The sequence below is a fragment of the Paraburkholderia sp. MM5477-R1 genome, assembly GCF_050436385.1.
GTDB lineage: Bacteria > Pseudomonadota > Gammaproteobacteria > Burkholderiales > Burkholderiaceae > Paraburkholderia > Paraburkholderia tuberum.
The window spans coordinates 585,112-607,624 of the sequence record NZ_JBNDMC010000007.1; the positions used below are offsets into that span (position 1 = coordinate 585,112).

24 protein-coding genes, 1 tRNA gene, 2 pseudogenes and 1 riboswitch are annotated in these 22,513 nt (G+C 62.7%); of the genes and pseudogenes, 16 read left to right on the forward strand and 11 right to left on the reverse strand.

The window, feature by feature from the left end; translation table 11 throughout:
* Window positions 1–510 precede the first annotated feature (510 nt).
* The 3 genes from OKW35_RS31575 to OKW35_RS31585 all read right to left on the reverse strand — a co-directional run bounded on the left by OKW35_RS31575 (window position 511) and on the right by OKW35_RS31585 (window position 1,668).
* Window positions 511–969 (reverse strand): hypothetical protein, encoded by a 459-nt coding sequence (locus OKW35_RS31575; protein ID WP_184058055.1) that lies wholly within the window; start codon window positions 967–969, stop codon window positions 511–513.
* A 144-nt stretch (window positions 970–1,113) separates the two neighbouring features.
* Window positions 1,114–1,455, reverse strand: a complete 342-nt coding sequence (locus tag OKW35_RS31580) for a hypothetical protein (RefSeq protein WP_429554139.1) — start codon at window positions 1,453–1,455, stop codon at window positions 1,114–1,116.
* 3 nt (window positions 1,456–1,458) lie between these two features.
* The gene (locus OKW35_RS31585; protein ID WP_429554140.1) at window positions 1,459–1,668 is read right to left on the reverse strand and encodes a hypothetical protein; all 210 of its coding nucleotides are present in this window, start codon (window positions 1,666–1,668) and stop codon (window positions 1,459–1,461) included.
* Between OKW35_RS31585 and OKW35_RS31590 the strand changes: the two genes are divergently transcribed.
* From OKW35_RS31590 to OKW35_RS31600, 3 genes are read left to right on the forward strand one after another with little or no spacing between them, the layout of a single operon-like run.
* Window positions 1,669–2,340: a VTT domain-containing protein gene (locus OKW35_RS31590; protein WP_184058051.1), complete on the forward strand. Its 672-nt coding sequence runs from the start codon at window positions 1,669–1,671 to the stop codon at window positions 2,338–2,340.
* A gap of 47 nt (window positions 2,341–2,387) precedes the next feature.
* Window positions 2,388–3,272 carry an AI-2E family transporter gene (locus OKW35_RS31595; RefSeq protein WP_429554141.1) on the forward strand — a complete coding sequence of 295 codons (885 nt, stop codon included), beginning with the start codon at window positions 2,388–2,390 and terminating at the stop codon, window positions 3,270–3,272.
* A complete protein-coding gene (locus OKW35_RS31600) occupies window positions 3,269–3,418 on the forward strand; it encodes a hypothetical protein (protein ID WP_260321035.1) in 150 nt (49 codons plus the stop codon). Before OKW35_RS31595 ends, OKW35_RS31600 begins: the two co-directional genes overlap by 4 nt.
* A 195-nt stretch (window positions 3,419–3,613) precedes the next feature.
* Here the strand turns inward: OKW35_RS31600 and OKW35_RS31605 are convergent, their stop codons facing one another.
* Window positions 3,614–4,297: an ureidoglycolate lyase gene (locus tag OKW35_RS31605; RefSeq protein ID WP_187628911.1), complete on the reverse strand. Its 684-nt coding sequence runs from the start codon at window positions 4,295–4,297 to the stop codon at window positions 3,614–3,616.
* Between the two features lie 853 nt (window positions 4,298–5,150).
* Here OKW35_RS31605 and OKW35_RS31610 point away from each other — a divergent pair.
* The 4 genes and pseudogenes from OKW35_RS31610 to OKW35_RS31625 all read left to right on the forward strand — a co-directional run.
* A complete protein-coding gene (locus OKW35_RS31610) occupies window positions 5,151–5,636 on the forward strand; it encodes an SgcJ/EcaC family oxidoreductase (protein ID WP_429355986.1) in 486 nt (161 codons plus the stop codon).
* A 271-nt stretch (window positions 5,637–5,907) separates the two neighbouring features.
* The gene (locus OKW35_RS31615; protein ID WP_143037115.1) at window positions 5,908–6,033 is read left to right on the forward strand and encodes a PliI family lysozyme inhibitor of I-type lysozyme; all 126 of its coding nucleotides are present in this window, start codon (window positions 5,908–5,910) and stop codon (window positions 6,031–6,033) included.
* Between the two features lie 82 nt (window positions 6,034–6,115).
* Window positions 6,116–7,375 (forward strand): putative Na+/H+ antiporter, encoded by a 1,260-nt coding sequence (locus tag OKW35_RS31620; RefSeq protein WP_429554142.1) that lies wholly within the window; start codon window positions 6,116–6,118, stop codon window positions 7,373–7,375.
* A gap of 182 nt (window positions 7,376–7,557) precedes the next feature.
* Window positions 7,558–8,379 (forward strand): annotated as a pseudogene (locus tag OKW35_RS31625) (IS30 family transposase); the annotation flags it as partial.
* A 30-nt stretch (window positions 8,380–8,409) separates the two neighbouring features.
* On the opposite strand, the gene OKW35_RS31630 reads toward OKW35_RS31625, so the two are convergent.
* A protein-coding gene (locus OKW35_RS31630) for an IS3 family transposase (RefSeq protein WP_429552435.1) occupies window positions 8,410–9,977 on the reverse strand; the annotation gives its coding sequence in 2 pieces (ribosomal slippage) (window positions 8,410–9,539 and window positions 9,539–9,977; 1,569 coding nt in all).
* Between the two features lie 68 nt (window positions 9,978–10,045).
* Here OKW35_RS31630 and OKW35_RS31635 point away from each other — a divergent pair.
* From OKW35_RS31635 to OKW35_RS31655, 5 genes and pseudogenes are all read left to right on the forward strand, one after another.
* Window positions 10,046–10,249, forward strand: a pseudogene (locus OKW35_RS31635) (transposase); the annotation flags it as partial.
* 375 nt (window positions 10,250–10,624) lie between these two features.
* Entirely contained in the window at window positions 10,625–10,930 is a 306-nt protein-coding gene (locus tag OKW35_RS31640; protein ID WP_184068778.1) for a DUF4148 domain-containing protein, read from the forward strand.
* 384 nt (window positions 10,931–11,314) lie between these two features.
* Entirely contained in the window at window positions 11,315–11,671 is a 357-nt protein-coding gene (locus OKW35_RS31645; protein ID WP_090801418.1) for a hypothetical protein, read from the forward strand.
* Window positions 11,672–11,797: 126 nt separating this feature from the next.
* Window positions 11,798–12,769, forward strand: a complete 972-nt coding sequence (locus tag OKW35_RS31650) for a Tim44 domain-containing protein (RefSeq protein WP_184068772.1) — start codon at window positions 11,798–11,800, stop codon at window positions 12,767–12,769.
* Between the two features lie 120 nt (window positions 12,770–12,889).
* Window positions 12,890–13,153 carry a hypothetical protein gene (locus OKW35_RS31655; RefSeq protein ID WP_429554143.1) on the forward strand — a complete coding sequence of 88 codons (264 nt, stop codon included), beginning with the start codon at window positions 12,890–12,892 and terminating at the stop codon, window positions 13,151–13,153.
* A gap of 362 nt (window positions 13,154–13,515) precedes the next feature.
* On the opposite strand, the gene OKW35_RS31660 is transcribed toward OKW35_RS31655, so the two are convergent.
* From OKW35_RS31660 to pepN, 5 genes are all read right to left on the reverse strand, one after another.
* A tRNA-Thr gene (locus OKW35_RS31660) sits at window positions 13,516–13,591 on the reverse strand.
* Between the two features lie 74 nt (window positions 13,592–13,665).
* Window positions 13,666–14,682, reverse strand: coding sequence for a class 1 fructose-bisphosphatase (locus OKW35_RS31665; protein ID WP_090801408.1), 1,017 nt, complete (start codon window positions 14,680–14,682; stop codon window positions 13,666–13,668).
* A gap of 85 nt (window positions 14,683–14,767) precedes the next feature.
* Window positions 14,768–15,220 (reverse strand): HigA family addiction module antitoxin, encoded by a 453-nt coding sequence (locus OKW35_RS31670; RefSeq protein WP_090801406.1) that lies wholly within the window; start codon window positions 15,218–15,220, stop codon window positions 14,768–14,770.
* Between the two features lie 16 nt (window positions 15,221–15,236).
* Window positions 15,237–15,518 (reverse strand): type II toxin-antitoxin system RelE/ParE family toxin, encoded by a 282-nt coding sequence (locus tag OKW35_RS31675; RefSeq protein WP_090801404.1) that lies wholly within the window; start codon window positions 15,516–15,518, stop codon window positions 15,237–15,239.
* Window positions 15,519–15,715: 197 nt separating this feature from the next.
* Complete coding sequence (pepN, locus tag OKW35_RS31680; protein WP_429554144.1) at window positions 15,716–18,412, reverse strand: aminopeptidase N; 2,697 nt, start codon at window positions 18,410–18,412, stop codon at window positions 15,716–15,718.
* Between the two features lie 333 nt (window positions 18,413–18,745).
* On the opposite strand from pepN, the gene OKW35_RS31685 reads away from it, so the two are divergent.
* On the forward strand, window positions 18,746–19,441 hold the full coding sequence (locus OKW35_RS31685; RefSeq protein WP_429554145.1) for a DUF4136 domain-containing protein: 696 nt from the start codon (window positions 18,746–18,748) through the stop codon (window positions 19,439–19,441).
* A gap of 1 nt (window position 19,442) precedes the next feature.
* Here OKW35_RS31685 and OKW35_RS31690 read toward each other — a convergent pair whose 3' ends face one another.
* Entirely contained in the window at window positions 19,443–20,015 is a 573-nt protein-coding gene (locus OKW35_RS31690) for a TMEM165/GDT1 family protein (RefSeq protein WP_090805421.1), read from the reverse strand.
* A 10-nt stretch (window positions 20,016–20,025) separates the two neighbouring features.
* Window positions 20,026–20,239, reverse strand: a riboswitch (yybP-ykoY riboswitch).
* Between the two features lie 494 nt (window positions 20,240–20,733).
* Between OKW35_RS31690 and OKW35_RS31695 the strand changes: the two genes are divergently transcribed.
* The 3 genes from OKW35_RS31695 to OKW35_RS31705 are packed head-to-tail and all read left to right on the forward strand — an operon-like array spanning window position 20,734 to window position 22,511.
* Window positions 20,734–21,459 (forward strand): beta-ketoacyl synthase chain length factor, encoded by a 726-nt coding sequence (locus OKW35_RS31695; protein WP_429554146.1) that lies wholly within the window; start codon window positions 20,734–20,736, stop codon window positions 21,457–21,459.
* Window positions 21,443–22,237, forward strand: coding sequence for a lysophospholipid acyltransferase family protein (locus OKW35_RS31700; protein WP_429554147.1), 795 nt, complete (start codon window positions 21,443–21,445; stop codon window positions 22,235–22,237). The genes OKW35_RS31695 and OKW35_RS31700 overlap by 17 nt, the downstream gene beginning before the upstream one ends.
* Window positions 22,212–22,511, forward strand: coding sequence for a phosphopantetheine-binding protein (locus OKW35_RS31705; protein ID WP_090801395.1), 300 nt, complete (start codon window positions 22,212–22,214; stop codon window positions 22,509–22,511). Before OKW35_RS31700 ends, OKW35_RS31705 begins: the two co-directional genes overlap by 26 nt.
* Window positions 22,512–22,513 lie beyond the last annotated feature (2 nt).

A 22,513-nucleotide genomic window follows, 5' to 3' on the forward strand; every position in this document is an offset into this window, starting at 1 on the left:
CAGAGGAACTTCTGGTTTCGGCCCAGTTTGGGTCGTTCAACAAACAAGAGTTGAGTCCTGATCTCATTGTCAACGAGCGAATCCGGCATCCATCAGCGGCTCTTTTAGCGGTCGCGGTTTAAGCGCGTACAGCACCGCATCTACAGCTCGTTCCCAGATGACCAGCGCGTTCCTCCTTGCCCGTCCGCTCAGGCGACGAAGTGTAGTTGAACGAGCCAGTTTCAGCGCTACGCCGGTTGAGCACCTTTCCTTACCGGCTTCACCTGAGTGGAGCGAAAGGCCTGGTCGCGAGTGGCGCGCTGGATTGCGCCATGCCTATCAATGCGCGGATCTTTGCGGCAGGCCCACGACCGTAGATCCGCGCGACAACCTGGTGCTGTACCGCGTGCATGCCGTGCAGAAAGCGATTCAGCTTTCGGTGCGCTCAAGAATTCGTATAAGCGGATATCGCACCACTCCGAATACTCCACCAAATAAGTTGTGACTGGCTTGAATTCAACCGGCCTTAACTCACGATGCACCACTGGCAGCGAGCTTGACAAATAGTCTGGCTGCTTCGTTGCCATGGGACAAAGCGCGCAGTGCAAGGGAGAGCGCTAGCTGTGCGTCGTGGGAGGCCGCGCTACGATCCTGATCGAAGAGCTTGACGGCGTGGCGCATATGCTGCGCCGCCTGCATGTGAAGCTCCACGGCCGCCGCATGATGTTTTGCCACGTCCGCGGCACTTGCGGCTGAGCCGGTCGATGGAGGCGTTATTGATGGCGTATTGGCGCTGTGCGCGCCAGCGTCGTGTGCCTGATCGATCGCATGCAACGTGTGGCCATGGGCCATCATCGCCTGATGTGCGGCGTGGGCAAAGTCTTGACCGTCATCGAAATGCCGCGACGCCTCGCGGTGATGTCGCGCGGCCTGCTCGTGGTGTGACGCCGCGGCTTCGAGATGACCTTTCTTGCTGTGCTTCGTGTTCATGCCGGCTCCTGTGCAACTTCAGGACTGGTTCGGATGGCGACCGATTCGAAGACACAGTGGCGGGTCGCAACAAGATCCTAATCTACACTCCCTTGCGCCTTCTGTGGCATTTGCGTCTCGCGGAGAATCGTCGCGCTGTGGCGATCACCGCGCGGTCAGCATCCGGAGGATTTTCTGCACGATGCGCTCTTGCTGCTCCAGCGCCTCATCGAGCGTACTTGCTCCGTAGCTCGTGTTGTCTCGCGCTTCCATTCCGGCGATGCGCGTCACGAACAGCGAAACCTCCCCGGTTTTCGGTTCGGACACACCGCGGAAGCGGGTCGTGACCATCACGCCGGATTCGTCCAGCAGTGTGCGGCGGAAGATCAGTTCGTTTTCAGTCATCCAGCGCGACCACTCGCCGCGGTCGAACACCTCGACAGGCCTGCTCTTCGCATCGAGGACATAGAAGCGTTTCCAGCTCGACGGGACGGAGCGTGCTTTCATATTTCAATGCGAAGGCGTGAGCAGGAAGCCGATCGCCTCCCGCCACGAGGTTTCGTCGACGCGGCCCATCCAGTCGTTATGTTCAGCCGCCTTCACCACCATCAGTTGTCTCGGTTCGGCCAGCGAGTTGTAGAGCGCTTCGCCGAAGCGCGGGACTGCTGCGCGCTTGCCGCTATACTTCCCCCTCCACCAACGGACACGTAGCCGGCACACATGGCCACGTTCGTGCAATTCGTCTTGCAACTGGACCAGGACCTCGAAGCGCTGCTGGTCCAGCATGGGCCGTTGGCCTACGCAATCCTCGGGGCGATCGTCTTCTGCAGTGTCGGCGTACTGCCGCTCGTCATTCTGCCCGCGGACATGCTCCTGTTCCTGTCCGGCGCGCTCGCTGCCGTCGGCGTGCTGCAGCCTGTGTGGCTGGCGCCGTTGCTGGTCGCGGCCGCGGTTGCAGGAAAAGTGTTCAACTATGCGCTGGCACGTGCCGTCGCGTCGGTATGGAACCCGAAGCGCAGCGGCTGGATCGACAAGGTGACTGCGCGAACGCGCGCGCTCTACGTACGTCACGGCGCCGCGCTGCTGCTGTACTCTCCGTTCATCGCAATCGTCCGGGCGGTCGCGCCCGCGCTCGCCGGCGCGACGAAGATGCCGTTTCGCCGCTTTGTGCGCTTCGCGACCGGCGGCGCGGTGATCTGGATATGCTCACTTGCGGGTCCCGGGTATTTTTTCGGCAACGTGCCGTGGGTCCGCTCGCACCTGCCGGCTGCGATGGCGATCGTGATCGGCGCGGGTGTCGTCGCGCTCGTCGTCAGCCTGCTGTGGCGAGGACGGCGCAAGCGCCGCACCGCCGACCCGACGCTACCCGACGAAAAGTCCCCCTGCGACTGACGCGGCGGCCCACAACCCGCCAGGCAGCGCTGCTCGCGAGGAAACGCATGGACCCGGGCCTGCTGAAATGCACATGTGCGGCCGTGCTCGCCACACTGCTCGGGTGGGGACTGTATGTCGGCCGCCCCGTGCTGGTGCCAATTGCGTTCGGCATCATCGCGACGTACGTGGTCTTCGGTCTTGCCAACCTGCTGCGCCGCATTCCCTACCTCGGTGCACGCCTGCGGGACGGCCTGCGCCACGCGATCGCTGCGACGCTGATGCTCTTCACGGTCTACCTGTCGGTCGACCTGCTGCTGTCCGACAGGGACCGGCTGATGGCCGTCGCGCCGAAGTACGAGGCGACGCTGCTCGTACTGTTTACGAAGTTCGCCGCGCTGCTGCACATCGAAACGGAGGCCAACTGGGCTGCGATCCGCCGCGACCTGTTAGCGAGCGTCAACGTGCAGGCGATCATAACCGCCACGCTGTCGTCGGTGTCGTCGCTGCTCGCGGCGATCATCGTCGTGCTGCTTTATGAGACGTTCTTTCTCATCGAGCACGCGAAATACCGCCGCAAGCTCATGAACTTCGCGGGCGACTCGACGCGGATCGTGTCGGTAATCGACGAGATCAACTCGAAGATCGGCGTCTATCTCGCGATGAAGACCCTGCTCGGCGCGATCCTTGGCATCGCCAGCTGGGCCTGCATGCGGCTCGTCGGACTCGAATTCGCGGAGCTTTGGGCGGTGCTGGCCGGCCTACTGAACTTCATCCCGTATGTGGGCTCGTGGATCTCGGTCGCGGTGCCGACGCTGCTCGCTGCGCTGCAGTTCGGCCAGTGGAACGCGGCGATCGTGCTGTTCATCTCGCTCACGCTCGCGAACTTCGTGGTCGGCCATCTCCTCGACCCGTGGCTGATGGGCGGCTCACTGAACCTGAGCCCGCGGTGATCCTGATCAGTCTGGCGGTGTGGTCGTCGATCTGGGGCATCGCGGGCGCCTTCCTCGCAGTGCCGATCACCGTCGGCCTGGTCATTGCGTTTTCCACGTTCGAATCGACACGTCGTTTCGCAGTTCTCCTGACGAACGATGACTAACGTTGTTGGCCTGTCGGTGACGTCCGTTAATTTCAGGGATACTTCGTGCGCGTGGCGCGCGCCTCATCACTCTCATAAAGGGATGCGATACTGGCGAACCGAGGACGTATGTCCGCTGGACCTTTAGATGGGGACGCTGGCGCCCGTTATGCGATGGCCAACCGCTTCGGGTCGGGAGCGGGTGTTCCCTTCGCGCTACAGCTGTAGGCCGCCGCCTCGAAGGGGTTGGGCGTCGCGGGCAATCGGTGCCTCGAGGAGACAACCAAACTCGCGGGCAAAGTCGACAGAGACGCGCGCGTGGACGGCGCCCTGCTTGTCAAAGAACCGCTGGGTTCCTTCGAGAGTGAACACACCTTCATGCCAGATGTTTGGATGGATGTAGAGGCCCTGCTGTCCATCAAAGCGAAAGCACACGAACTTCTCTGGCGCTATGTCGTCCCCGGGCAGCGCCAAGGGAACGTAGAACGGGCGATGGTCGAGAGGAAAGAACAGTTGTCCACCGTCTGGGTGGTAGTTCGCGTGCCAAAGCAACATGCGCTCCGGTACATTGGTGTTGTCGTCACGGGCTGCTTCAGGCTCCACTGCGTACGCAAGGATGTAGTTGCCGCCCACAGCCTCGTTTCGACCGTACAGAATGTCCCCGCGCCATTCGCTCACAAATGTGCCTTCGGTCGTGCCTGCCTCATCACCGGTTCCAGGGTCAACGGGCCTTGCACCCACTGCCGGCCACTGCACAATCTCGATCGAACACTCGCTCGGGTCTGCTACAAGCCTGCCGAATCCATCAAGCGTTGTGGGGGTCGCATCGACCACGGGCATTGACACGCGCCGAAGACCAGAAGGAAGGCTGGGATTGAGGTAATCGATTTCTTGGGTCATTGCGGCAGTCTACAGGAGTAGAACGTACCGACCGCCGATGATCGAACAAAGAGTTTGACTGCCGCTTGTCCACGTGGAAACGGCCACTGGCACAACGTCGGACCTGACGTGGGAAGTGGGTCGGCTACGGAAGTTGGCGGCGATGCTGCGGCGCAACCGCAGCAACACAGGTCGACCGTCCGGGCCCGGCCCTTTCGGCCGTTCGACACAGCGGGCTGGATTGTCAACAATGCGTTCTGGAACGCACTAGCGAGGCGATCTATCACTCTGTCCAAATCGTGCATGCCGTCGAACGTGAAAAGAATTTTCGACGGCGCGAATTGCTTGATTATCGTTTGAAGTAACGAATGTCCTGCGCCTTCCAGACAAAAGACTACCAGGTCGATATCAGAGGGACGGTCTGCGCTGTCCTTTGCAACGACCCCACAACCACCGCACCGGCGCATTCAGGCGATTCTCGAAGAGCATCGGCGATCCGAATGAGAAGCGCGATCACTTCTATAAAGAAATCCGCTCAACCTCTTCAAACCGGATCGCGCTCGAATGTTGGTCGTAGCGTTGCGTCGTGCGCGTCGACGCGTGAGTTTCCACGCTTGCAACGTCATCAGGCGTCTGTTCGCGCGAAGCGTTTGCGAACAACGAGGCTAAAACTTTCCTATTACGTCATAGTTGACGAATACATCAATATTGGGTGTAATATCACAATACGTCCCAGACAGGTCGACTGACGACATAGCTGGCTGGCCGTTGGCAGGCGGCGATACCTGAAAGGTTCCCTTGTAGCCTAAGGCGCCTGGTGGCTGTAGTTTCCCGACTCCTCGTTGGCTCTCGTTTAAATGGATTGAACGCAAAAATGAAGAAGATTTTGATCGCCGCCGCAGTTGTTTTCAGCACTAGCGTGTTTGCAGGCGAAGCCCTCGTACCGAAGGTCTATCGCGAAATCGCCGTGGCGCCGACGAATCAGCGCGAAGCTGAAATCGCGTCGCTGTTCGATCGGTGGAATGAGGCGCTCGCAACGGGCGACGCCGACTCCGTTGCCAGACTGTACGCACCCGATGCCGTACTGGAGCCAACGGTTTCCAATGAAGTCCGCACGACTCCCGCCAGCATCAAGGACTATTTCGTGAAGTTCCTGAAGCTGAAACCGCACGGTACGATCAACCTCCGCGAGATCCGCTTGCTGAGCGACGATTCGGCGCTGGACACGGGCGTCTATACGTTCGACCTGGTGAAGAACGGCAAGCATCAGAAGGTGCATGCGCGCTATACATTCGTGTACAAGAAGGTTGATGGGGAGTGGAAGATCCTCAATCACCATTCGTCGGCGATGCCGGAGTAACACTCCATTGAACAACGGGTCCGTGCCATGCGATCAGATGTAAATGGCTGAGCGCGTTAGACGCCTCACGCCAATTGCTGCCGCGCATGCTTCACGCGCAGAATCGAGGGGAATTTCGGCCGCCAACCCTCATAGATCAAATGAAACTGTCAACTGGCGATTGAGTCCGGCTAGCCCCTCGATAAGAATTTAAGTTCAACGAATTCCAGGCGCCGCTCGGCCCTGCCGCCAGAATTCTGGATTGACACAATTAATTTGCACTACAAACCTCATGGCGGCCTCCGGAAACTTTCTCGAAGTCGACGCGCTCAGGATCGGCCTCCACACGGTCAGGCTGCTTGCCCGCGTCGATACCGATACGCGGCACGATGTCGTGGCTACGCTGAGAGCTGCCTAAAAGCGAGGCCAGCGATCCGGCCGGCGGCAACACCAACCGCGTGCGTTCCAGAGTCCGTTCCATCGCCATTCAAAGCGAACACATGCCACATTCAGTTGAAATCGCCGGCACAGTCATCTTCGGACTGGCCCTGCTCCATACGCTCCTTGCGAAACGCTTCGACGTTCTGGCCCACCGGCACCCGCACCACGCGGGCCTGTTTCACTTTCTCGGCGAAGTGGAAGTCGTCTTCGGCCTCTGGGCCCTGATCCTGTGTCTGGCTATCGTCGCGCTGGCCGGTTCTGCGCAGGCCGTGGCCTATGCTGAATCGCGCTCCTTCACCGAAGCCCTGTTTGTCTTCGTGATCATGGTGATCGCCGCGAGCCGGCCCATTCTCGACGCGGTCACGACGCTCGTGTCGCACATCGCGCGTGTCCTTCCCGTCAAGACGGAAACAGGCGTCATCTGGCTTTCCCTGACCCTAGTTCCGTTGCTCGGCTCGTTCATCACGGAGCCGGCCGCAATGACGCTGGCAGCGCTGATCCTGCGAGACCGGCTTTTCAGGTCGCCGATCGCCGAACACTGGAAATATTTCACGCTCGCGGTGCTGTTTGTCAACGTGTCGGTCGGCGGCATGCTGACCGCCTATGCCGCGCCTCCGGTGCTGATGGTTGCCGCCGCCTGGGGATGGGACAGCGCGTTTATGGCGGCGCAGTTTGGCTGGAAGGCGGCCATTGCCGTGCTGGTCAACGCAACAGGCCTGCTGCTATTCATGCACCGCAAGCTCCCGAAGCACGCAGAGCGCAACGACGCGCCCGCCGCCGCGGTTCCCGTTCCGACGGGCGTCACGCTGATACACACCGGCTTTCTCGTCGCGGTGGTGCTGTCGGCCCATCACCCGGTTATCTTCATCGGCCTCCTGCTTTTCTTTTTGGGCTTCACGCAGGCATACGAGCAGTACCAGTCGCCGCTGATGTTGCGCGAGAGCCTGCTGGTAGCGTTCTTTCTCGGAGGCCTGGTCGTGCTCGGGGGTTTGCAGCGATGGTGGCTGCAGCCGGTCGTCGCATCGCTCGATGCTTACGCACTTTATGCCGGCGCGCTTGGCCTGACGGCGATCATGGACAACGCGGCGATTACCTATCTCGGCTCGCTGATCGCGGGCCTTCCGGACCAGGCGAAGTACATGCTGCTGGCCGGCGCAGTCGCTGGAGGCGGACTCACAGTGATCGCCAACGCGCCGAATCCCGCAGGACTCGCCATCGTGCACAAGGGATTCCATGATGAGTCAGTCAGCCTGCTCGGCCTGTTGCTCGCTGCCGTCGTGCCGACGTGCGTCGTCTCGGCAACGCTGCTTTTGCTGTAGGCTGCCGCACCGCTGTCCGGCAGTGCGCCCAACTGGGTGCGATTCGATGGCGCGCAGTCGCAGGACGCCGGGCCACGATGAATAACGTCTTGCGGCGATAACCAACACCGGGCTGGATTTTGCACGAGACCACTTAGTCTCTAGTTCCAAGTGCAACACCTTGAATGAGGTAGGGTGTTGCGATGAAGAAGAACTACAAGCATTTGAGTGCGGAAGAACGCGCGGCGATCATGATCGAACATCAAAAGGGCGGCAGCATAAGAACTATTGCGGGGCTGCTGGGGCGCAGCGCTTCGACGGTGTCGCGCGAACTGGCGCGTAATTGCAGCGTGGACGCGCCGCGCTACTGTGCGACGCAGGCGGCCTCGGCCTATCGGCTGCGTCGTCGGCGCTGCGTACGGCCGCGCAAGTTGATCGAAGGCAGCGCGCTTTATCGGCATGTGCATGATCACCTGGTCTACTGGCGCTGGTCGCCGCAGCAAATCGCTGCCAAACTGCGGGCCATGTATCCAGACGACCCAAGTCAGCACGTCAGCCACGAGACGGTCTATGCTGCCATTTACACCTATGCACGTGGCTCGCTGAAACCAGCCATGATCGCAGCCTTGCGCCAGGAAAAACCGGCGCGCGGAAATCGGCGCACGACGCTTGCTGGCGGCAGCTATGTTCCCGAGGATTTGCGCATCCAATATCGCCCCGAGCAGATCGAGCAACGGCTGTTGCCGGGGCACTGGGAGGGCGACTTCATCAAGGGTGCGTTTAATCGTTCCGCCGTGGGCACGCTGGTCGAACGCAAGACGCGCTTCGTGATTCTGTGCCGCATGGATGGCTGTACGGCCAGGAATGCGCTGGAAGGCTTCTCGCGGCAAATGAAGAAGTTGCCGGCCTTTCTTCGCGAGAGCCTGACCTACGATCGGGGAACGGAAATGGCCTGCCATGTCGAGCTCTCCAGGCGGCTCAATATCGATATCTGGTTTGCTGATCCGCATGCGCCCTGGCAGCGCCGGCGCGCGTCAAGCAAGTTGTCGCCTCACTCATGCAGCCAGAGGCTGTTTATTTGCGCTGATCGACGCCATCTCGACGACTGAGTCGCGTTCGGGGTTAAGCGTCACGGCACCAACCGGTGTCCAGTTGCGCGTGTGGCGCGACCAGCGGGCCGGATTGCGCTCGCGGGCCCTCTCGTACAGTGCATGCCGAGCGGCGAGAAGCGCACGATCGTCACCGGCGTGACGCTGCGCAGGCGTCACGTAGCGGATGCCACTATGACGATGCTCGAAGTTGTACCACTGCACGAAGCCGGCAGCCCAGGTGCGAGCAGCGTTCAGGTCCTCGAAGCCTGTGACCGGAAACTCCGGCCGGTACTTCGCGGTTCGGAACAGCGCCTCGGCATAGGCGTTGTCGTCGCTGACCCGGGGGCGCGAGTACGACGGCTTGATGCCCAGCCAGTGCAGCATCGCCAGCACGGTAGTGGCCTTCAGCGTCGCCCCGTTATCGCCGTGCAGCACCGGCCGGGCCTCAAGGGCGGCAATGCCTTCGGAGAGCGCCGTACGACGTACGAGATGAGCAGCGTGTTCGGCCGCGTCGCTGTCGTGCACCTCCCAGCCGACAATCTTGCGGCTGTACAGGTCCAGAATCAGGTACAGGTGGAACCATCGCCCTGTGACCGTTGCCGGCAAATAGGTCATGTCCCAGCACCACACCTGGCGCGGCGCGGTTGCAACGTGCGTGGTCGGCGGCCGGCCGCTCGAAGGAGTTCTGGCACGGCCACGGCGCCTCATCTGCCCATGCTCGCGCAGCACGCGTGCAAAGGTCGATTCGCTGGCGATATACACGCCTTCGTCAGCCAGCATCGGCACGATGCGCGCCGGTGGCATGTCGGCAAAGCGCGGCTCGCTGGCTACGCGCAGCACGTTTTCCCGCTCCTGCGGGCTCAGGGTGTGCGCGGGCAGCAGGCGCATCGCGCCGGGCCTGGCGTCGCCAGTGACGAGCCCTTGATTGGCCCTCCAGCGCTGCAGGGTACGCACGTCGATTCCGGCCACCTCGCAGGCCAGGCGCAACCGTGCGCCAGCCAGTCTTGCCGAATCGATTTCCCGGGCCAGGAACTGGCGATCTTCGAGGCCGATCATTCGTCCTCGCCCTTGTCCGTGTTGAAGATCGCCCCGAGTTTTTTTGAAAGAACCAGCAATGCGGCTGCCTCGGCCAGTGCTTTCTCCTTGCGCCGCAGTTCGCGTTCCAGTTCCTTGATGCGACGCTGGTCCTGCTTCGTCTGCTGTGGACTCGCACGGGCCCCTTCGGGCTCGGCCAGCGCCTGCGTGGCCGCTTGCCGCCACTGCGCCAGAACCTGCGGATACACGCCATGCTCGCGGCACCACGCATTGCGGGCCGTCTCGTCCATCGCTGCCGTGCTCAACACCGCTTCGAAACGCGCGGCCGCTGTCCAGGCCCGCTCGCGAGCGGGCCTGGACAGCGCATCACTGCGCCAGCGCTCCAGCGTCTGCGCGCCCACACCGATCTCTCGCGCAACCTCTTCCACTGATGCGCTCTCCGGCGGCAGCAACCGCGCCACTGCCCTGTCCTTGAATGTCTTTCCGTAACGCGCCAACTTGTTCTCTCTTTATCGCCCCCAGATTCCAATTTTATCCAGGCGACAACCATTGTGACGCGGGGGGGCGCGGCAGCAATGAGAACACCAACGGCTTGCTGCGTCAGTTTCTGCCAAAGGGCACAGACCTTTCGACGCTCTCGCAGACCCAACTCAATGACATCGCCAAATTGCTCAACGGGCGGCCTCGCCAGACGCTCGGCTGGGACTCCCCCGAGGAAGCAATGGCTAAAGAGTTAGAGAAGGCTGGATTAGCTAAACGTTGCACTTGACTCTTGAGACTGCCCCACCACGACTGCGCAGGTCGCGGCCAGCGGCATGACGAATGCGCGTGACGGCAGCCTGCACTTAGCCGCGCAGACCGGCATTCCATCCCCCTTCCAGTATTAGCGACAGTTTCATTGCATTCTTGCGCCGGGGCGAATTCGTTTCGCTCCGGCGTTTCGTCGTTTGTAATTGCTTTGCGCCGCGAGGTACCCGATGACGTTGCAGATGCGGAAAGTATCTGTTGGGTGAAAGGTGATTGTAATGATGCGTTAAACCGATAAACTGGCTTCAACGACTAAGCACACAGGCTTCCGCCCCAGCGGTCGTTGTTTCGCTAACCCAGTATTTTCTGTTTCTGAAATTAAATTGGAGAATTAACCATGGCTAAAACATTCATTCCGGTTATCGCACTCGTTTCGGTCCTCGTTCTGCCGACGATTGCATCCGCTAACAGCAACGGCCCCCTCACCCGTGAGCAAGTGCGCGCGGAGCTGGCCCAGCTGCGGCAAGCGGGCTACGACGGCAACCACGGTGACGCGCACTACCCCACGCACCTCCAGGCCGCGCTGAAAAGCGTGGCGGCTCAGCAGGCACTCAGTGGCCACGGTGGCGTGAAATCGGGCTCGGCCGCTTCCGGCGCACCGACCCAGGTGGCCTCGGATCATTCGATCTACAAAGGAAGTTAATGGGCTATCAGCCGGATGGCCGGGCGCTTTCGACTGCCCGGCCCGGTGACCTCCGGCGAGCGGCATCGTCGCCGCTTCATCGTCTGCAACCGGGCCTGCATTCAGCCGCGCATACCGGCATTCCATCCCCTTCCAGTATTAGCGTTTCATTGCATTTTTGCGCCGGCGCGAATTCGTCATTCGCTCCGGCGTTTCGTCGTTTGTAATTGCTTTGCGCCCACTGGGGTGACGTTGCAGACGCGACAAGTATCTATTGGGTGAAAGGTGATTGTAATGGCGCGTTAAACCGATAAACTGGCTTCAACGACTAAGCACTCAGGCTTCCGCCCCGGCGGTCGTTGTTTCGCTAACCCGTTTTTTCTTTCTGTTTCTGATGGAGGTCTCATGCAAGTCCTGTTCAAGTCCTGCGACATTGAAGCTGCACGCTTGCGCAGCTTTGCGCGCCAACGCACCCAGTTTGTGTTCCGCCGGATGGCCTGGCTGGTTTCCCGGGCCACCGTCAATCTCTCCGACGTCAACGGCCCGCGCCGCGGACTCGATAAGCGTTGCCAGGTGCAGGTGCAGGTGCCCGGTGCGAATCCGGTCGTGGTGACGTCGATTGCGAAAGACTGGCGCGGCGCCCTCGATCTCGCGCTTGCCCGCGCCGTTTCTTCGATCGTCCGCAGGCGCCAGGCGCGCGTCGCGAGGCGCCGCGCGAGTCAACGCGAGTGCACCTGGAGCGCTGAGCCTGATGCCGTCTAAGCAAGCCATGCTTGCACGGCTACGGTGGCATCGTACGAGCGGTATTGCTCGCTATTTGCGGTCCGCGATGGAAAGACGCGTTCGGGCGACCTTCGCGAGTTTCTGTCCTACACGAAAGAGATTCTTATGTATTCGCACACAATCAATCAGTTGCGACGCCTTGCGAGTGTCGTGACGCGTGGTGCAGCTGTCCTGGCCATGGCGCTAGTGCTCGTCGCGGGCACTGTCGCATCCAACCATGCCGAAGCGAAGCGTATTGGCGGTGGTAGTAGTGTCGGCCGCCAGTCGCAGACGGCGTCGCCGTCCGGGCAAGGCCAACGGAGCCAGCAAGCTCAACCGGCGCAGCAGGCCGCGCCGGCGGCCGCTGCCGCGAAGCCAGCCAACCGCTGGATGGGCCCGCTCGCCGGCCTGGCCGCAGGACTCGGCATTGCCGCGCTGATGTCGTCGTTGGGGCTGGGTGAAGGGCTGGCCCAGATGCTGTCGAACGTAGTGGTGATCGGCCTCGTGATTGTCGCCGGCATCATGCTGTTCCGCTTCATTGCCAACCGGCGCCGTCCGGATCTCGCTTATGGGCACGACGCGGCGAACGGGCAGCGCATGAACGGCTCCTTGCTCATGAATCAGAGCGGGCAGGCGGCGCCTGAGACGAATTTCGGTGCCTGGCCGCGCACAGTGATGAATCCCGCCGCAGCGGCACAAACAACGACAGTGCCGGGGCTGCCTGTCGGGCTCGATCAGGCGGTCTTGCTGGCATCGGCCAGGACCTTGTTCCTGCGTCTGCAACGCGCCTGGGACCAGAACGAACAAGGCGACCTTTTCGAGCTGACAACCCCGGAAATGTTCGCGGTGATCAAGCGGGACCTGGAAGATCGGGGCAACCAGCCGAGCCATACGGAAATCACGCAGCTGGACGTGGAATTGTTGAGCACGGAACACAATGGCAGCGAAACACTGGTTAGCCTTCGCTTTCACGGCCAGATGCGGGAAGACGAGGACGCGCAGACGGCGCAACCGTTTGAGGAGGTCTGGAACATCGTGGGCCACGAGCATGGCGACCCGGCCTGGCGACTGGCGGGGATACAGCAGATTGGCCGTTAGCATCGAGCGCGGTCGGAACCGGCAGCGGCTCGCTGCCGGTTAGCCCACAAGCGCTATTGCGCGACTCGCAAACGGCAAAAAGACCAAAATCCGACGTCACACAAATCCGGGACTCATTTTATGCGCCGAGACTACTTTTCTCTTTGCCTGGCCACTGTCACGATGACATGCTTGCTAAGCGCTTGCGCGGCCTCGCCGCCCAGCAGCCCGTCACCCGTTGTCGGTGCAGATCGCGATGCACATGGTTGTATTGGTTCGGCTGGGTATTCCTGGTGTGAATCCACGCACCAATGCGAACGTCCTTGGGAACTCGCCAGGCAGAGGGGTTTCGCGCTCTCCGCAGAACAGTTTGCTCACTACTGCACGACCGGATCAGCCGATTGATCAATGACTTCAATGCGCGGACGCGTCAACGGTGGCCTCGGGCGAGCAGCGTGCATGCTCGATAGAAATCGGCTTGGCCCCACTTGTCGGCACTGGCAGATTTCCTGATTATGCCGGCAGGAGGCTGTGTCACATCCCCATCTCAAGGCGGCCATTCGGCCGACGGACAAGCAAACGGCAGAGCAGGGTCGAACTCGGCCAGATGCGCCAGGCTAGGCTCGGCCGACAGTTCGTGAAATATTCGAGAACCTGGCCGTCCGAAAACACATCTAGTTGACGTGAAATGCCTACGCAGCGCCTACACAGACTCCAGAAAACAAAAAGCCCAGTCGCGAGGACTGGGCTTTTTGCTTGAAACTTGATGGTGCCGGAAAGAGGAATCGAACCCCCGACCTTCGCATTACGAATGCGCTGCTCTACCGTCTGAGCTATTCCGGCATCAGGAGAAACGAAATTATAGGGACTACTTTAGTGCCTTGACAAGCCCCTTGAGGCATTTTTTTCTTTTGAGATCACTTCTTCGCTTCGAGGTGATAGCGGGTCACGCGATCGACCTCGTTCTTCGAGCCGAGGAACACCGCGACGCGCTCGTGCAGGCTCTTCGGCTGGACGTCGAGAATGCGCTTCTCGCCGTTGGTTGCGGCGCCGCCCGCCTGCTCGACGATGAACGCCATCGGATTCGCTTCGTACATCAGACGCAGCTTGCCCGGCTTGTCCGGCGTGCGCTTGTCGGCCGGGTACATGAAGATGCCGCCGCGACTCAGGATGCGATGCACGTCGGAGACCATCGACGCGATCCAGCGCATGTTGAAGTCGGCCTGACGCGAGCCGTCCTTACCCGCCTTCAGCTCGCCGATGTATTGCTGAACCGGCGGATACCAGTGGCGTTCGTTCGACGCGTTGATCGCGTACTCGCGCGTTTCGACGGGAATGCGCATGTCGCTTTGCGTGAGCACCCACGAGCCGAGTTCGCGATCGAGCGTGAAGCAGTTCACGCCGTTACCGGTGGTCAGCACGAGCACCGTTTGCGGGCCGTACACCGCATAGCCCGCGGCGACCTGCTGCGTGCCCGGCTGCAGGAACGATTGCTCGGTGGCCTGATGGCCGTCCGGGCAGCGCAGCACCGAGAAGATCGTACCGATCGACACGTTCACGTCGATGTTCGACGAGCCGTCGAGCGGATCGAACACGAGCAGATATTCGCCCTTCGGATAGTTGGCCGGAATCGGGAAGAATTGTTCCATCTCCTCGGAGGCCATGCCCGCGAGGTTGCCGCCCCATTCGTTCGCCTCGAGCAGAATTTCGTTCGAGAGGATGTCGAGCTTCTTCTGCACTTCGCCCTGGACGTTTTCGCTGCCCGCCGAGCCGAGCGCATCGCCGAGCGCGCCCTTGCTGACGTGGTAGCTGATCGCCTTGCACGCGCGCGCGACGACTTCGATCAGCAGGCGCAGGTCGGCGGGCAGGTTGTTGGTTTCGCGCTGCTGCTCGATCAGGTACTTCGTGAGAGTGGTACGACGTTGCAAAGACATTGCTGTACTCCGGAAGGCTAGAAGAATGATGGGATTTTAACCGCTCGTTTGTGTCGGCTCCGTGCTTTTGGTCGCACGGCCGGCTTCAGGTCTTGCGGCGCGCCTTGGCCGAGACGGTGCCGCTGACGCTGGCCGCGAGGGCCGCGGCCCGGGCGTGTCCGGCCGGCACGCGGGGCAGTTTCGGGCGCTCGGCGCGCGGCATCGGTTCGATTTCCCGTTCGATCTGCTCGCCGGCGGCGGCGGTGGCGACGCGCAGGTCGTAGGCGATTTGCAGATTGAGCCAGAACTGCGCGCTGGCGCCGAAGTAGCGCTCGAGCCGCAGCGCGGTATCGGCGGAGATTGCGCGGCGGCCGCGCACGACGTCGTTGATGCGCGGCGCCGGCACCCGCAGCGCGAGCGCGAGCGCGTTGACGGACATGCCGAGCGGCTCGAGGAACTCGCTGCGCAGAATTTCGCCCGGATGGATCTCGGCAATGGCCGCGCCCGTATCGATGTCGGAGAAATCGATGCTGTTGAGCGCGGAGCGTTTGATGACCATGTCGGTCTCCCAGTAGTCAGTGATAGTCGATGATCTCGACATTCAGCGCGTCCTCGCCGACGAAGTGAAAACAGATGCGCCACTGCGCATTGATGCGGATGCTCCATTGCCCGCTGCGCTGACCTTGCAAGGCTTCGAGCCGGTTTCCGGGCGGCGCGTGCAAATTCGAGACGGAGCTCGCGGCGTCGATCATCAGCAACTTGCGATGCGCTAGCGCCTGGATCGAGCGTGGTAACGAATGCACGAACCTGCCCTGGAAAATTCTTGCGGTGGCCTTGTCTGCGAATGTCGTGATCATCGAATCTTATAACGTGCTGCGTTAAATGTAAACCATCAAACCTGTACGTATACTTTCTGCCCGGCGAGGTCTGATGAACAGTCGGCCAAACGGCTAACGGCGCGACACGAGCGCGTGAACGCAGCTGAAAACAACGCGAAAAAAAAGCCGGCAACGCGTGCCGGCTTTCCGATGTGACTCGGGAACTCAGAGATGCATCACGCCAACGCCTTCTCGACGATCTCGCGCACGTCGCGCGACTTGACCTGTGCGGCCACTTTCTCGAGCGCCGCGCGCATGCTGTCGCGCAGCGCCGGCGTGAAGCGTCGCCACAGTTCGAGCGAGCGCGCGAGGCGCGCGGCCACCTGCGGATTGAGCGCGTCGAGCGCGATCACCTGCTCGGCCCAGAATGCGTAGCCGGAGCCATCTGCCGCGTGGAACTGCGCGGGGTTGGCCGCGCAGAAGCTGAAAATCAGCGAACGCGCCCGGTTCGGATTCTTCAGGTTGAAGGCCGGATGCGTCATCAGCTTGCGCACCGTATCGATCACCGGATGTCGTGCGCCGCCGCGCTGGGTGGCCTGCAACGCGAACCATTTGTCGATGACGAGCGGCTCCTTCTCGAAGCGTCGATAGAAGTCGTCGAGCGCGTGCTGCGCCTCGGGGCTGCCGCCTTGCGGCGCGGCCGCGTTGAGCAGTGCTGACAGCGCGGCGGCGCGGTCGGTCATGTTGTTCGCGGTTTCATATTGCGCGGCCGCGAGACGCACGGCGTCCGCGGAGTCGTCGAGTTCGGTCAGATACGACAGCGCCAGATTCTTCAGCGCGCGATGACCGGCGGCCTCAGGCGTCGTTTCATAGGCGCCCGGCGTGCGATGCTGCTCGTAGACCTTCAGCCAGTCGTCACGCAGCGCATTCGCGAGGCGCTTGCGCACGAACTGCCGTGCCGCGTGCACCGCGGCCGGATTCGATTCGGCCATCTGCTCGGCCAGATACGCTTCGGACGGCAGCATCAGTGCGAGCTCGCGGAACGCCGGCGACAGCGTCGCGTCGGTCAAAACGCGCGCGAACGCGGCGACCACCGAGTCGTCGAACTGCAGCGCCGCGCCCGTGGCCGCGCGCGCGGCCAGCGCGAGCAACTCGCGCGTGGCAAGCCGCTGGCCGGCTTCCCAGCGGTTGAACGGATCGCTGTCGTGCGCGAGCAGGAACGCGAGCTGTTCGCCCGTGTAGTCGTATTCGACGATCACCGGCGCCGAGAAATTGCGTAGCAGCGACGGCAGCGGTTCCTGCCCGACGTTGACGAACGTGAAGGTCTGCTCGGTCTGCGTGAATTCGAGCACGCGCGTGGTCGACTCCGACGCCTTCGGCTCGCCGTCGAGCTGCAGCGGCAGATCGCGGCCGTCCTTGCCGATCAGACCGATCGCGAACGGAATCAGCAGCGGCCCCTTCTGCGTTTCGCGCGCGGCCGGGACGGCATCGCCGTAGCCCTGGCGCAGTGTCACGCTGTAGCGCTGCTGCGCGGCGTCGTAGCGCGTGCGCACCGACACGCGCGGCGTGCCGGCCTGGCTATACCAGCGCTCGAACTGCGCGAGGTCGCGGCCGTTCGCGTCGGCGAGCGCGTGACGGAAGTCGTCGCAGGTCACGGCCTGGCCGTCGTGACGCTTGAAGTACAGGTCCATGCCGTTGCGAAAGCCGTCGCGGCCGAACAGCGTCTGATACATCCGCACGACTTCCGAGCCTTTCTCGTAGACGGTCATCGTGTAGAAGTTGTTGATCTCGACGTAGCTTTCCGGGCGCACCGGATGCGCCATCGGGCCCGCGTCCTCGGCGAACTGCATCTGGCGCAGCACCCGCACGTCCTCGATGCGCTTGGTCGCGCGCGCGGCTTCGTCGATGGCGCCGCCCGCCATGTCGGCCGAGAACTCCTGGTCGCGGAACACCGTCAGGCCTTCCTTCAGGCTCAGCTGGAACCAGTCGCGGCAGGTCACGCGATTGCCGGTCCAGTTGTGGAAGTACTCGTGGCCGACCACCGCCTCGATGTTCGAGAAGTCGGTGTCGGTGGCCGTTTCGGGGTTCGCGAGCACGTACTTCGTGTTGAAGATGTTGAGCCCCTTGTTCTCCATCGCGCCCATGTTGAAGTCGCTGACCGCGACGATCATGAAGCGGTCCAGATCGAGCTCAAGCCCGAAGCGCTGTTCGTCCCAGCGGATCGAGTGGATCAGCGAATCCATCGCGTGACGGGTCTTGTCGAGATCGTGCGGCTCGACCCAGACCTGCAGCAGCTTTTCCTTGCCTGAGCCGGTCTTCACGCGTTCTTCGAGCGCGACGAGCTTGCCCGCGACGAGCGCGAACAGATAGCTCGGCTTCCTGAACGGGTCTTCCCAGCGCGCGAAATGGCGGCCGTCGGGCAACTCGCCTTGTTCGAGAAGATTGCCGTTCGACAGCAGCACCGGATAGTCGGCCTTGCTCGCGCGTAGCGTGACCGTGAAGCTCGCCATCACGTCGGGGCGGTCGAGGAAATAGGTGATGCGGCGAAAGCCCTCGGCCTCGCACTGGGTGAAGAAGTTGCCGCTCGACACGTACAGCCCCGACAGCGTGGTGTTTTCCGCGGGATTGCAGATGCTGGTGAGGGTCAGCTCGAAGCTGTCCGGCACGTCGTCGAGCAGCAGGCCGTGCTCGTGGGGGTGCGCGTTCGGGAATGGCTTGCCGTCGATCGCGGCGCTGACGAACTCCAGTTGCTCGCCCATCAGTTCGAGATGGGCGGCGCGCGACGCATCCGGGTTGCGGCGAACACGCATCGTGTTCCTGACGACCGTGCGTTCGGGGACCAGATCGAACTCCAGCGCGACGGTGTCGATCAGGAAGGCGGGCGGCGCGTAATCGGCGCGGCGGATCAGATTGGGCGTTGCGGTATCGGCCATGGCGTTCTGTGGTGGTGTACTCGAGCGGTCGGGCGCGCAAACGGCGCGCGAGCCGGGCTTGGTCGACTCATTGTACAAAGCCTCGGGCAATCGTGCGGAAGGGAAGGGGGCCGAGTCTCGGCGCCGGGTAGCGCTGCCGCTTTCGACGGACAGGGGAAGAACCTTTTACCGGCTGGCGAGGTCAGCGTATTATCGGGCGCCGCGCGTGGCGGAGCGCCGGCATCGTCCGCCGGACAGCGGATCGCGCGACGGAATAATCTCGAGTGAAGCAGAGTTTCAACTGAAGCAGAATAGATGCAATCAGATGCAATCAGAGGCATCACGAGGCAGACCATGAACATCGATCGATGGACCCGCCGCGTCGCGCTGCTGTTCGTCGCGCTGACGGCGCTGCTGTCCGGCTGCACGACCTACGTGACCACGCAGGTCACGGCGTTCTCGGACTGGAGCGGAAGCGACGCGACGCGCACCTATGCGTTCACGCGGCACGAGGATCAGAAGAACAATCTCGAACTGAGCGCGTACGAGCGGATCGTCGCGAACGAGCTCGCCTTGCACGCGTTCCGCGAAGTCTCGCACGACGACGCGCGCTATCTGGTCGAGCTCGCCTATGGCATCCGCTCGGACATCGTGACCGTCGCGCAGCCGGTCTACTACAACCCGTGGCCCGGTCCTTACTGGGGCCGGCCGTTCGATACGTGGGGACCGTGGGGGCCTTTCCCGGCGACGTACGTGAACCAGAGCTATCCGGTGTTCACGCATCTGCTCGGCATCCGGATCACCGAGCGCGCGAGCGGCCGGGAAGTCTACAACGTCACGGCGCGCAATGTCGGCGAGGAGTCGTCGCTGGTGCGGGCAATGCCATATCTGGCGCGTAGCGCGCTGGCTGATTTCCCGCTGGCCAACGGCGCGGTGCGCACCGTGAAGATTCCGCTCGGCGGCGGTGGCGGCGCGGACGCCAACGAAGTGTCGCTGCCGGCGGCCATGCCCCCCGCGGGCGCGGCGTCGGCGCCGAAGGCCGCGCAGTAGCTCAGACCCCGACCCCGAACAACGCCATCGCGCCCAGCACGACGAACATCACCGCGGCGATGCCGTGCACGAGCCTGGTCGGCAGACGATGCGCGAAGCGGTCGCCGAGCAGGATCGCCGGCACGTTCGCGATCATCATGCCGAGCGTCGTGCCGCCCACCACGCCGAAGAAATCGTGAAAGCGCGCGGCGAGGGCGACCGTCGCAATCTGCGTCTTGTCGCCCATCTCCGCGAGGAAGAACGTGACGACCGTCGCGCCGAACACCCCGAAGTGCGTGCGGTTCGTGTTGGCTTCCTCTTCGTCGAGCTTGTCGGGCACGAGAATCCACAGCCCCATGCCGATAAACGACGCCGCCAGCGCCCAGCGCATGATGGTCGGCGTCAGCATCGAGCCGAGCCACGCGCCGAGCGCGCCGGCTCCCGCGTGATTGATCAGCGTCGCCGTGAGCACGCCGAGAATGATCGGCACGGGCTTGCGATAGCGCGCGGCCAGCACGAGCGATAGCAGTTGCGTCTTGTCGCCGATCTCGGCGAGCGCGACCGCTCCGGTCGAAATCAGAAAAGCTTGATTCACGTTGAATGGATTCCTCGGGCCGAAGATGAACGAGCGACGACCCACGACACGCCGGGCCCTGTTGCGGCGCGTGTGGATCATCGGTCTCGCCAGGCCAGAGGCTGCGACTGCCATGGCCGTGCAGGCCAAGTCTGTTGACAGGCGCCCCCGCGAACCACACGTGCGACGCACCGGCGAAGCGGTGCGGACGTGCCGCGGGGCGGCTACTCCCCAATGAGGGCCGGAGTATAGCAGGCGCGGGCGCATCGTTGCCACGAATGTTGTTTGCACGCACGACGCGGCGTCGGTGTTTTCGCTCTGCGGCTTATTCGAAGAAAGACGAATGAAAGGTTTTTCGTCGGTTCCGGCGGCGTTGTCGCGCCAGCGCCGACGCACGAGATCGCCTTCCGGTGCGTCGTCGCGGCCGGTTTTGTCAAATCGTCTAACAATGTGTTGCGTGACAGGCGCGGATACAGATGGATACGTCTTTCCTCGCCGATCTGATTCAAAATACCCGGTACTATTCGGCCACAAAAGGAGCCTGAGCCGCTATCCACTGCACCGATTGTCAGGGGCGCCTGACAAATCGGGCCCGATCGCCGGTGCTGCATTCCCTGACAGGCAGACTGGTCGGTCCCGGGCTGGAACTTCCCGATCCGCGCGGCGGCGCTCGCCGTGACGGCTGTGTATTCCGTCAGGCGCTTGAGCCCCTTCCCCGTTTCCACGCGCGAACACCAATATGCCCGATCTGCACTGGACCATTCCGGTCGGTCGCTGGTCTAGCTGGCCGGCTACCTCGTCTGCCGCACCCGATATCGGCTTCATCGAGCCGATCGTGCGGCGGCGTCTCAGCACGCTGTCCAAGCTGGCGCTCAAGGTCGCGCACGACTGCGTCGCGCAGGAACCCGCGCGCGTGGTGTTCGCTTCGCGGCACGGGGAGTTGCGGCGTACCACCGACATCCTGCGCAGCATCAGCGCCGGCGAGCCGGTATCGCCGACCGCCTTCAGCCTGTCGGTGTTGAACGCGATGACCGGCGTGTTCGGGATTGCGCGCGGCGACCGCTCGGCCGCGAGCGCGGTATCGGCTGGAGCGCAGACGCTCGGCTATGCGCTGCTCGAAGCGTACGCGCAATACGCGACGCAACCGGATGCGCCGGTGCTGCTCGTATATGCCGACGAACCGGCCGATCTCGCGTACGGCACGATCGAAGACGAAGTGCACGGCGGTGCGATCGCGATATTGCTCGACAAACATGCGTCGGCTGGGCAGGTTGTTTGCTCTTTGACCCGCGCTGACCAGGAGGTGGCCGAGCGACGCGGCGACCCGCGATCCGCGTTGAGCGACGCCCCGAGCTTTCCGACCCAGAGCCAGGCGCTGCTGCACTGCCTCGAAACCGGCCGGCCCGCGCGCTGGCAGCGCGCGGGCGCGCTGTGGCACTGGAGGTGGGATGAGCGCGCGGCTTGATTACGCGTGGCGTTTTTGCGCGACTGGCCTCGCTTTCGTCGCGTTCGGCGTGTGCGGCGTGCTGTTTTCGGTGCTCGTGTTTCCGCTCGCGTGGCTGTGGCCGCATCGCGCGTCGCGGCAGCGCGCGGTGACCGTCGTGATTCACCGGTTTTTCCGCGCGCTCGTCGCGGTGATGCGCGGTCTCGGCGTGATGGAACTCGAAGTGTCCGGCGCCGAGGCGTTGTGCGCGGGCGGGCCGGCGATCGTCGTCGCGAATCACCCGACTTACCTCGACGTGATGGTTCTGCTGTCGTTGACGCCGCGCGCGTGCTGCGTCGTGAAGCACGCGCACTGGCACAACCCGTGTTTCTGGGGCATCGTGCGCGCGGCCGAATACGTGAGCAACGCGGACGCGATCGCGCTCGTCGAGGCCGGCGCGAAGCAGCTCGCGGCCGGCTATACGATGATCATTTTTCCGGAAGGCACGCGCAGCCCGGCGCCGAACCGGCTGCACGCGTTCTCGCGCGGATTCGCGCACATGGCGCTGAAGGCCGGCGCGCCGATCGTGCCGGTATTGATGGATTGCGATCCGCCCGCGTTCACGCGGCAGATGCGCTGGTACGACGTGCCGGCGCGCGCTTTCCGGATGCGCGTGAACGTGCTCGCGCCGCTTGGCGTCGACGAGCTGGCCGCGCACGACACCACCGCGGCCATTGCGGCGCGCAGCGTGACGAATGCCGTAGAAGCCCACATTACCCAGCACCTGTTCGACTATGGATTCTTTAAAACTGGAAATTAAAAAGCTTCTGATCGAAGCCCTCGATCTCGAAGACCTGAGCCCCGCCGATATCGACGACGACGCCCCGTTGTTCGGTTCCGACGGCATCGGTCTCGATTCGATCGACGCGCTCGAAATCGGCATCGTGCTGCGCAAACAATACCAATTGACCATCGTGGCGAACGACGAACGCACGCGCGAGCACTTTCGCTCGATCAACACGCTTGCCGCGTTGGTCGAGAGTCAGCGCGAAGCGGCGCACGCTGCGAACGAAACCGCAAGGAAGGGAGTTTAATC

Bases quoted from the DNA above. Each gene is read 5' to 3' on its own strand.
- OKW35_RS31575 (WP_184058055.1), bottom strand. From the start codon at position 969: ATGAACACGAAGCACAGCAAGAAAGGTCATCTCGAAGCCGCGGCGTCA.
- OKW35_RS31580 (WP_429554139.1), bottom strand. From the start codon at position 1,455: ATGAAAGCACGCTCCGTCCCGTCGAGCTGGAAACGCTTCTATGTCCTC.
- OKW35_RS31590 (WP_184058051.1), top strand. From the start codon at position 1,669: ATGGCCACGTTCGTGCAATTCGTCTTGCAACTGGACCAGGACCTCGAA.
- OKW35_RS31595 (WP_429554141.1), top strand. From the start codon at position 2,388: ATGGACCCGGGCCTGCTGAAATGCACATGTGCGGCCGTGCTCGCCACA.
- OKW35_RS31605 (WP_187628911.1), bottom strand. From the start codon at position 4,297: ATGACCCAAGAAATCGATTACCTCAATCCCAGCCTTCCTTCTGGTCTT.
- OKW35_RS31610 (WP_429355986.1), top strand. From the start codon at position 5,151: ATGAAGAAGATTTTGATCGCCGCCGCAGTTGTTTTCAGCACTAGCGTG.
- OKW35_RS31615 (WP_143037115.1), top strand. From the start codon at position 5,908: ATGGCGGCCTCCGGAAACTTTCTCGAAGTCGACGCGCTCAGGATCGGC.
- OKW35_RS31620 (WP_429554142.1), top strand. From the start codon at position 6,116: ATGCCACATTCAGTTGAAATCGCCGGCACAGTCATCTTCGGACTGGCC.
- OKW35_RS31640 (WP_184068778.1), top strand. From the start codon at position 10,625: ATGGCTAAAACATTCATTCCGGTTATCGCACTCGTTTCGGTCCTCGTT.
- OKW35_RS31645 (WP_090801418.1), top strand. From the start codon at position 11,315: ATGCAAGTCCTGTTCAAGTCCTGCGACATTGAAGCTGCACGCTTGCGC.
- OKW35_RS31650 (WP_184068772.1), top strand. From the start codon at position 11,798: ATGTATTCGCACACAATCAATCAGTTGCGACGCCTTGCGAGTGTCGTG.
- OKW35_RS31655 (WP_429554143.1), top strand. From the start codon at position 12,890: ATGCGCCGAGACTACTTTTCTCTTTGCCTGGCCACTGTCACGATGACA.
- OKW35_RS31665 (WP_090801408.1), bottom strand. From the start codon at position 14,682: ATGTCTTTGCAACGTCGTACCACTCTCACGAAGTACCTGATCGAGCAG.
- OKW35_RS31670 (WP_090801406.1), bottom strand. From the start codon at position 15,220: ATGGTCATCAAACGCTCCGCGCTCAACAGCATCGATTTCTCCGACATC.
- OKW35_RS31675 (WP_090801404.1), bottom strand. From the start codon at position 15,518: ATGATCACGACATTCGCAGACAAGGCCACCGCAAGAATTTTCCAGGGC.
- pepN (WP_429554144.1), bottom strand. From the start codon at position 18,412: ATGGCCGATACCGCAACGCCCAATCTGATCCGCCGCGCCGATTACGCG.
- OKW35_RS31685 (WP_429554145.1), top strand. From the start codon at position 18,746: ATGAACATCGATCGATGGACCCGCCGCGTCGCGCTGCTGTTCGTCGCG.
- OKW35_RS31695 (WP_429554146.1), top strand. From the start codon at position 20,734: ATGCCCGATCTGCACTGGACCATTCCGGTCGGTCGCTGGTCTAGCTGG.
- OKW35_RS31700 (WP_429554147.1), top strand. From the start codon at position 21,443: ATGAGCGCGCGGCTTGATTACGCGTGGCGTTTTTGCGCGACTGGCCTC.
- OKW35_RS31705 (WP_090801395.1), top strand. From the start codon at position 22,212: ATGGATTCTTTAAAACTGGAAATTAAAAAGCTTCTGATCGAAGCCCTC.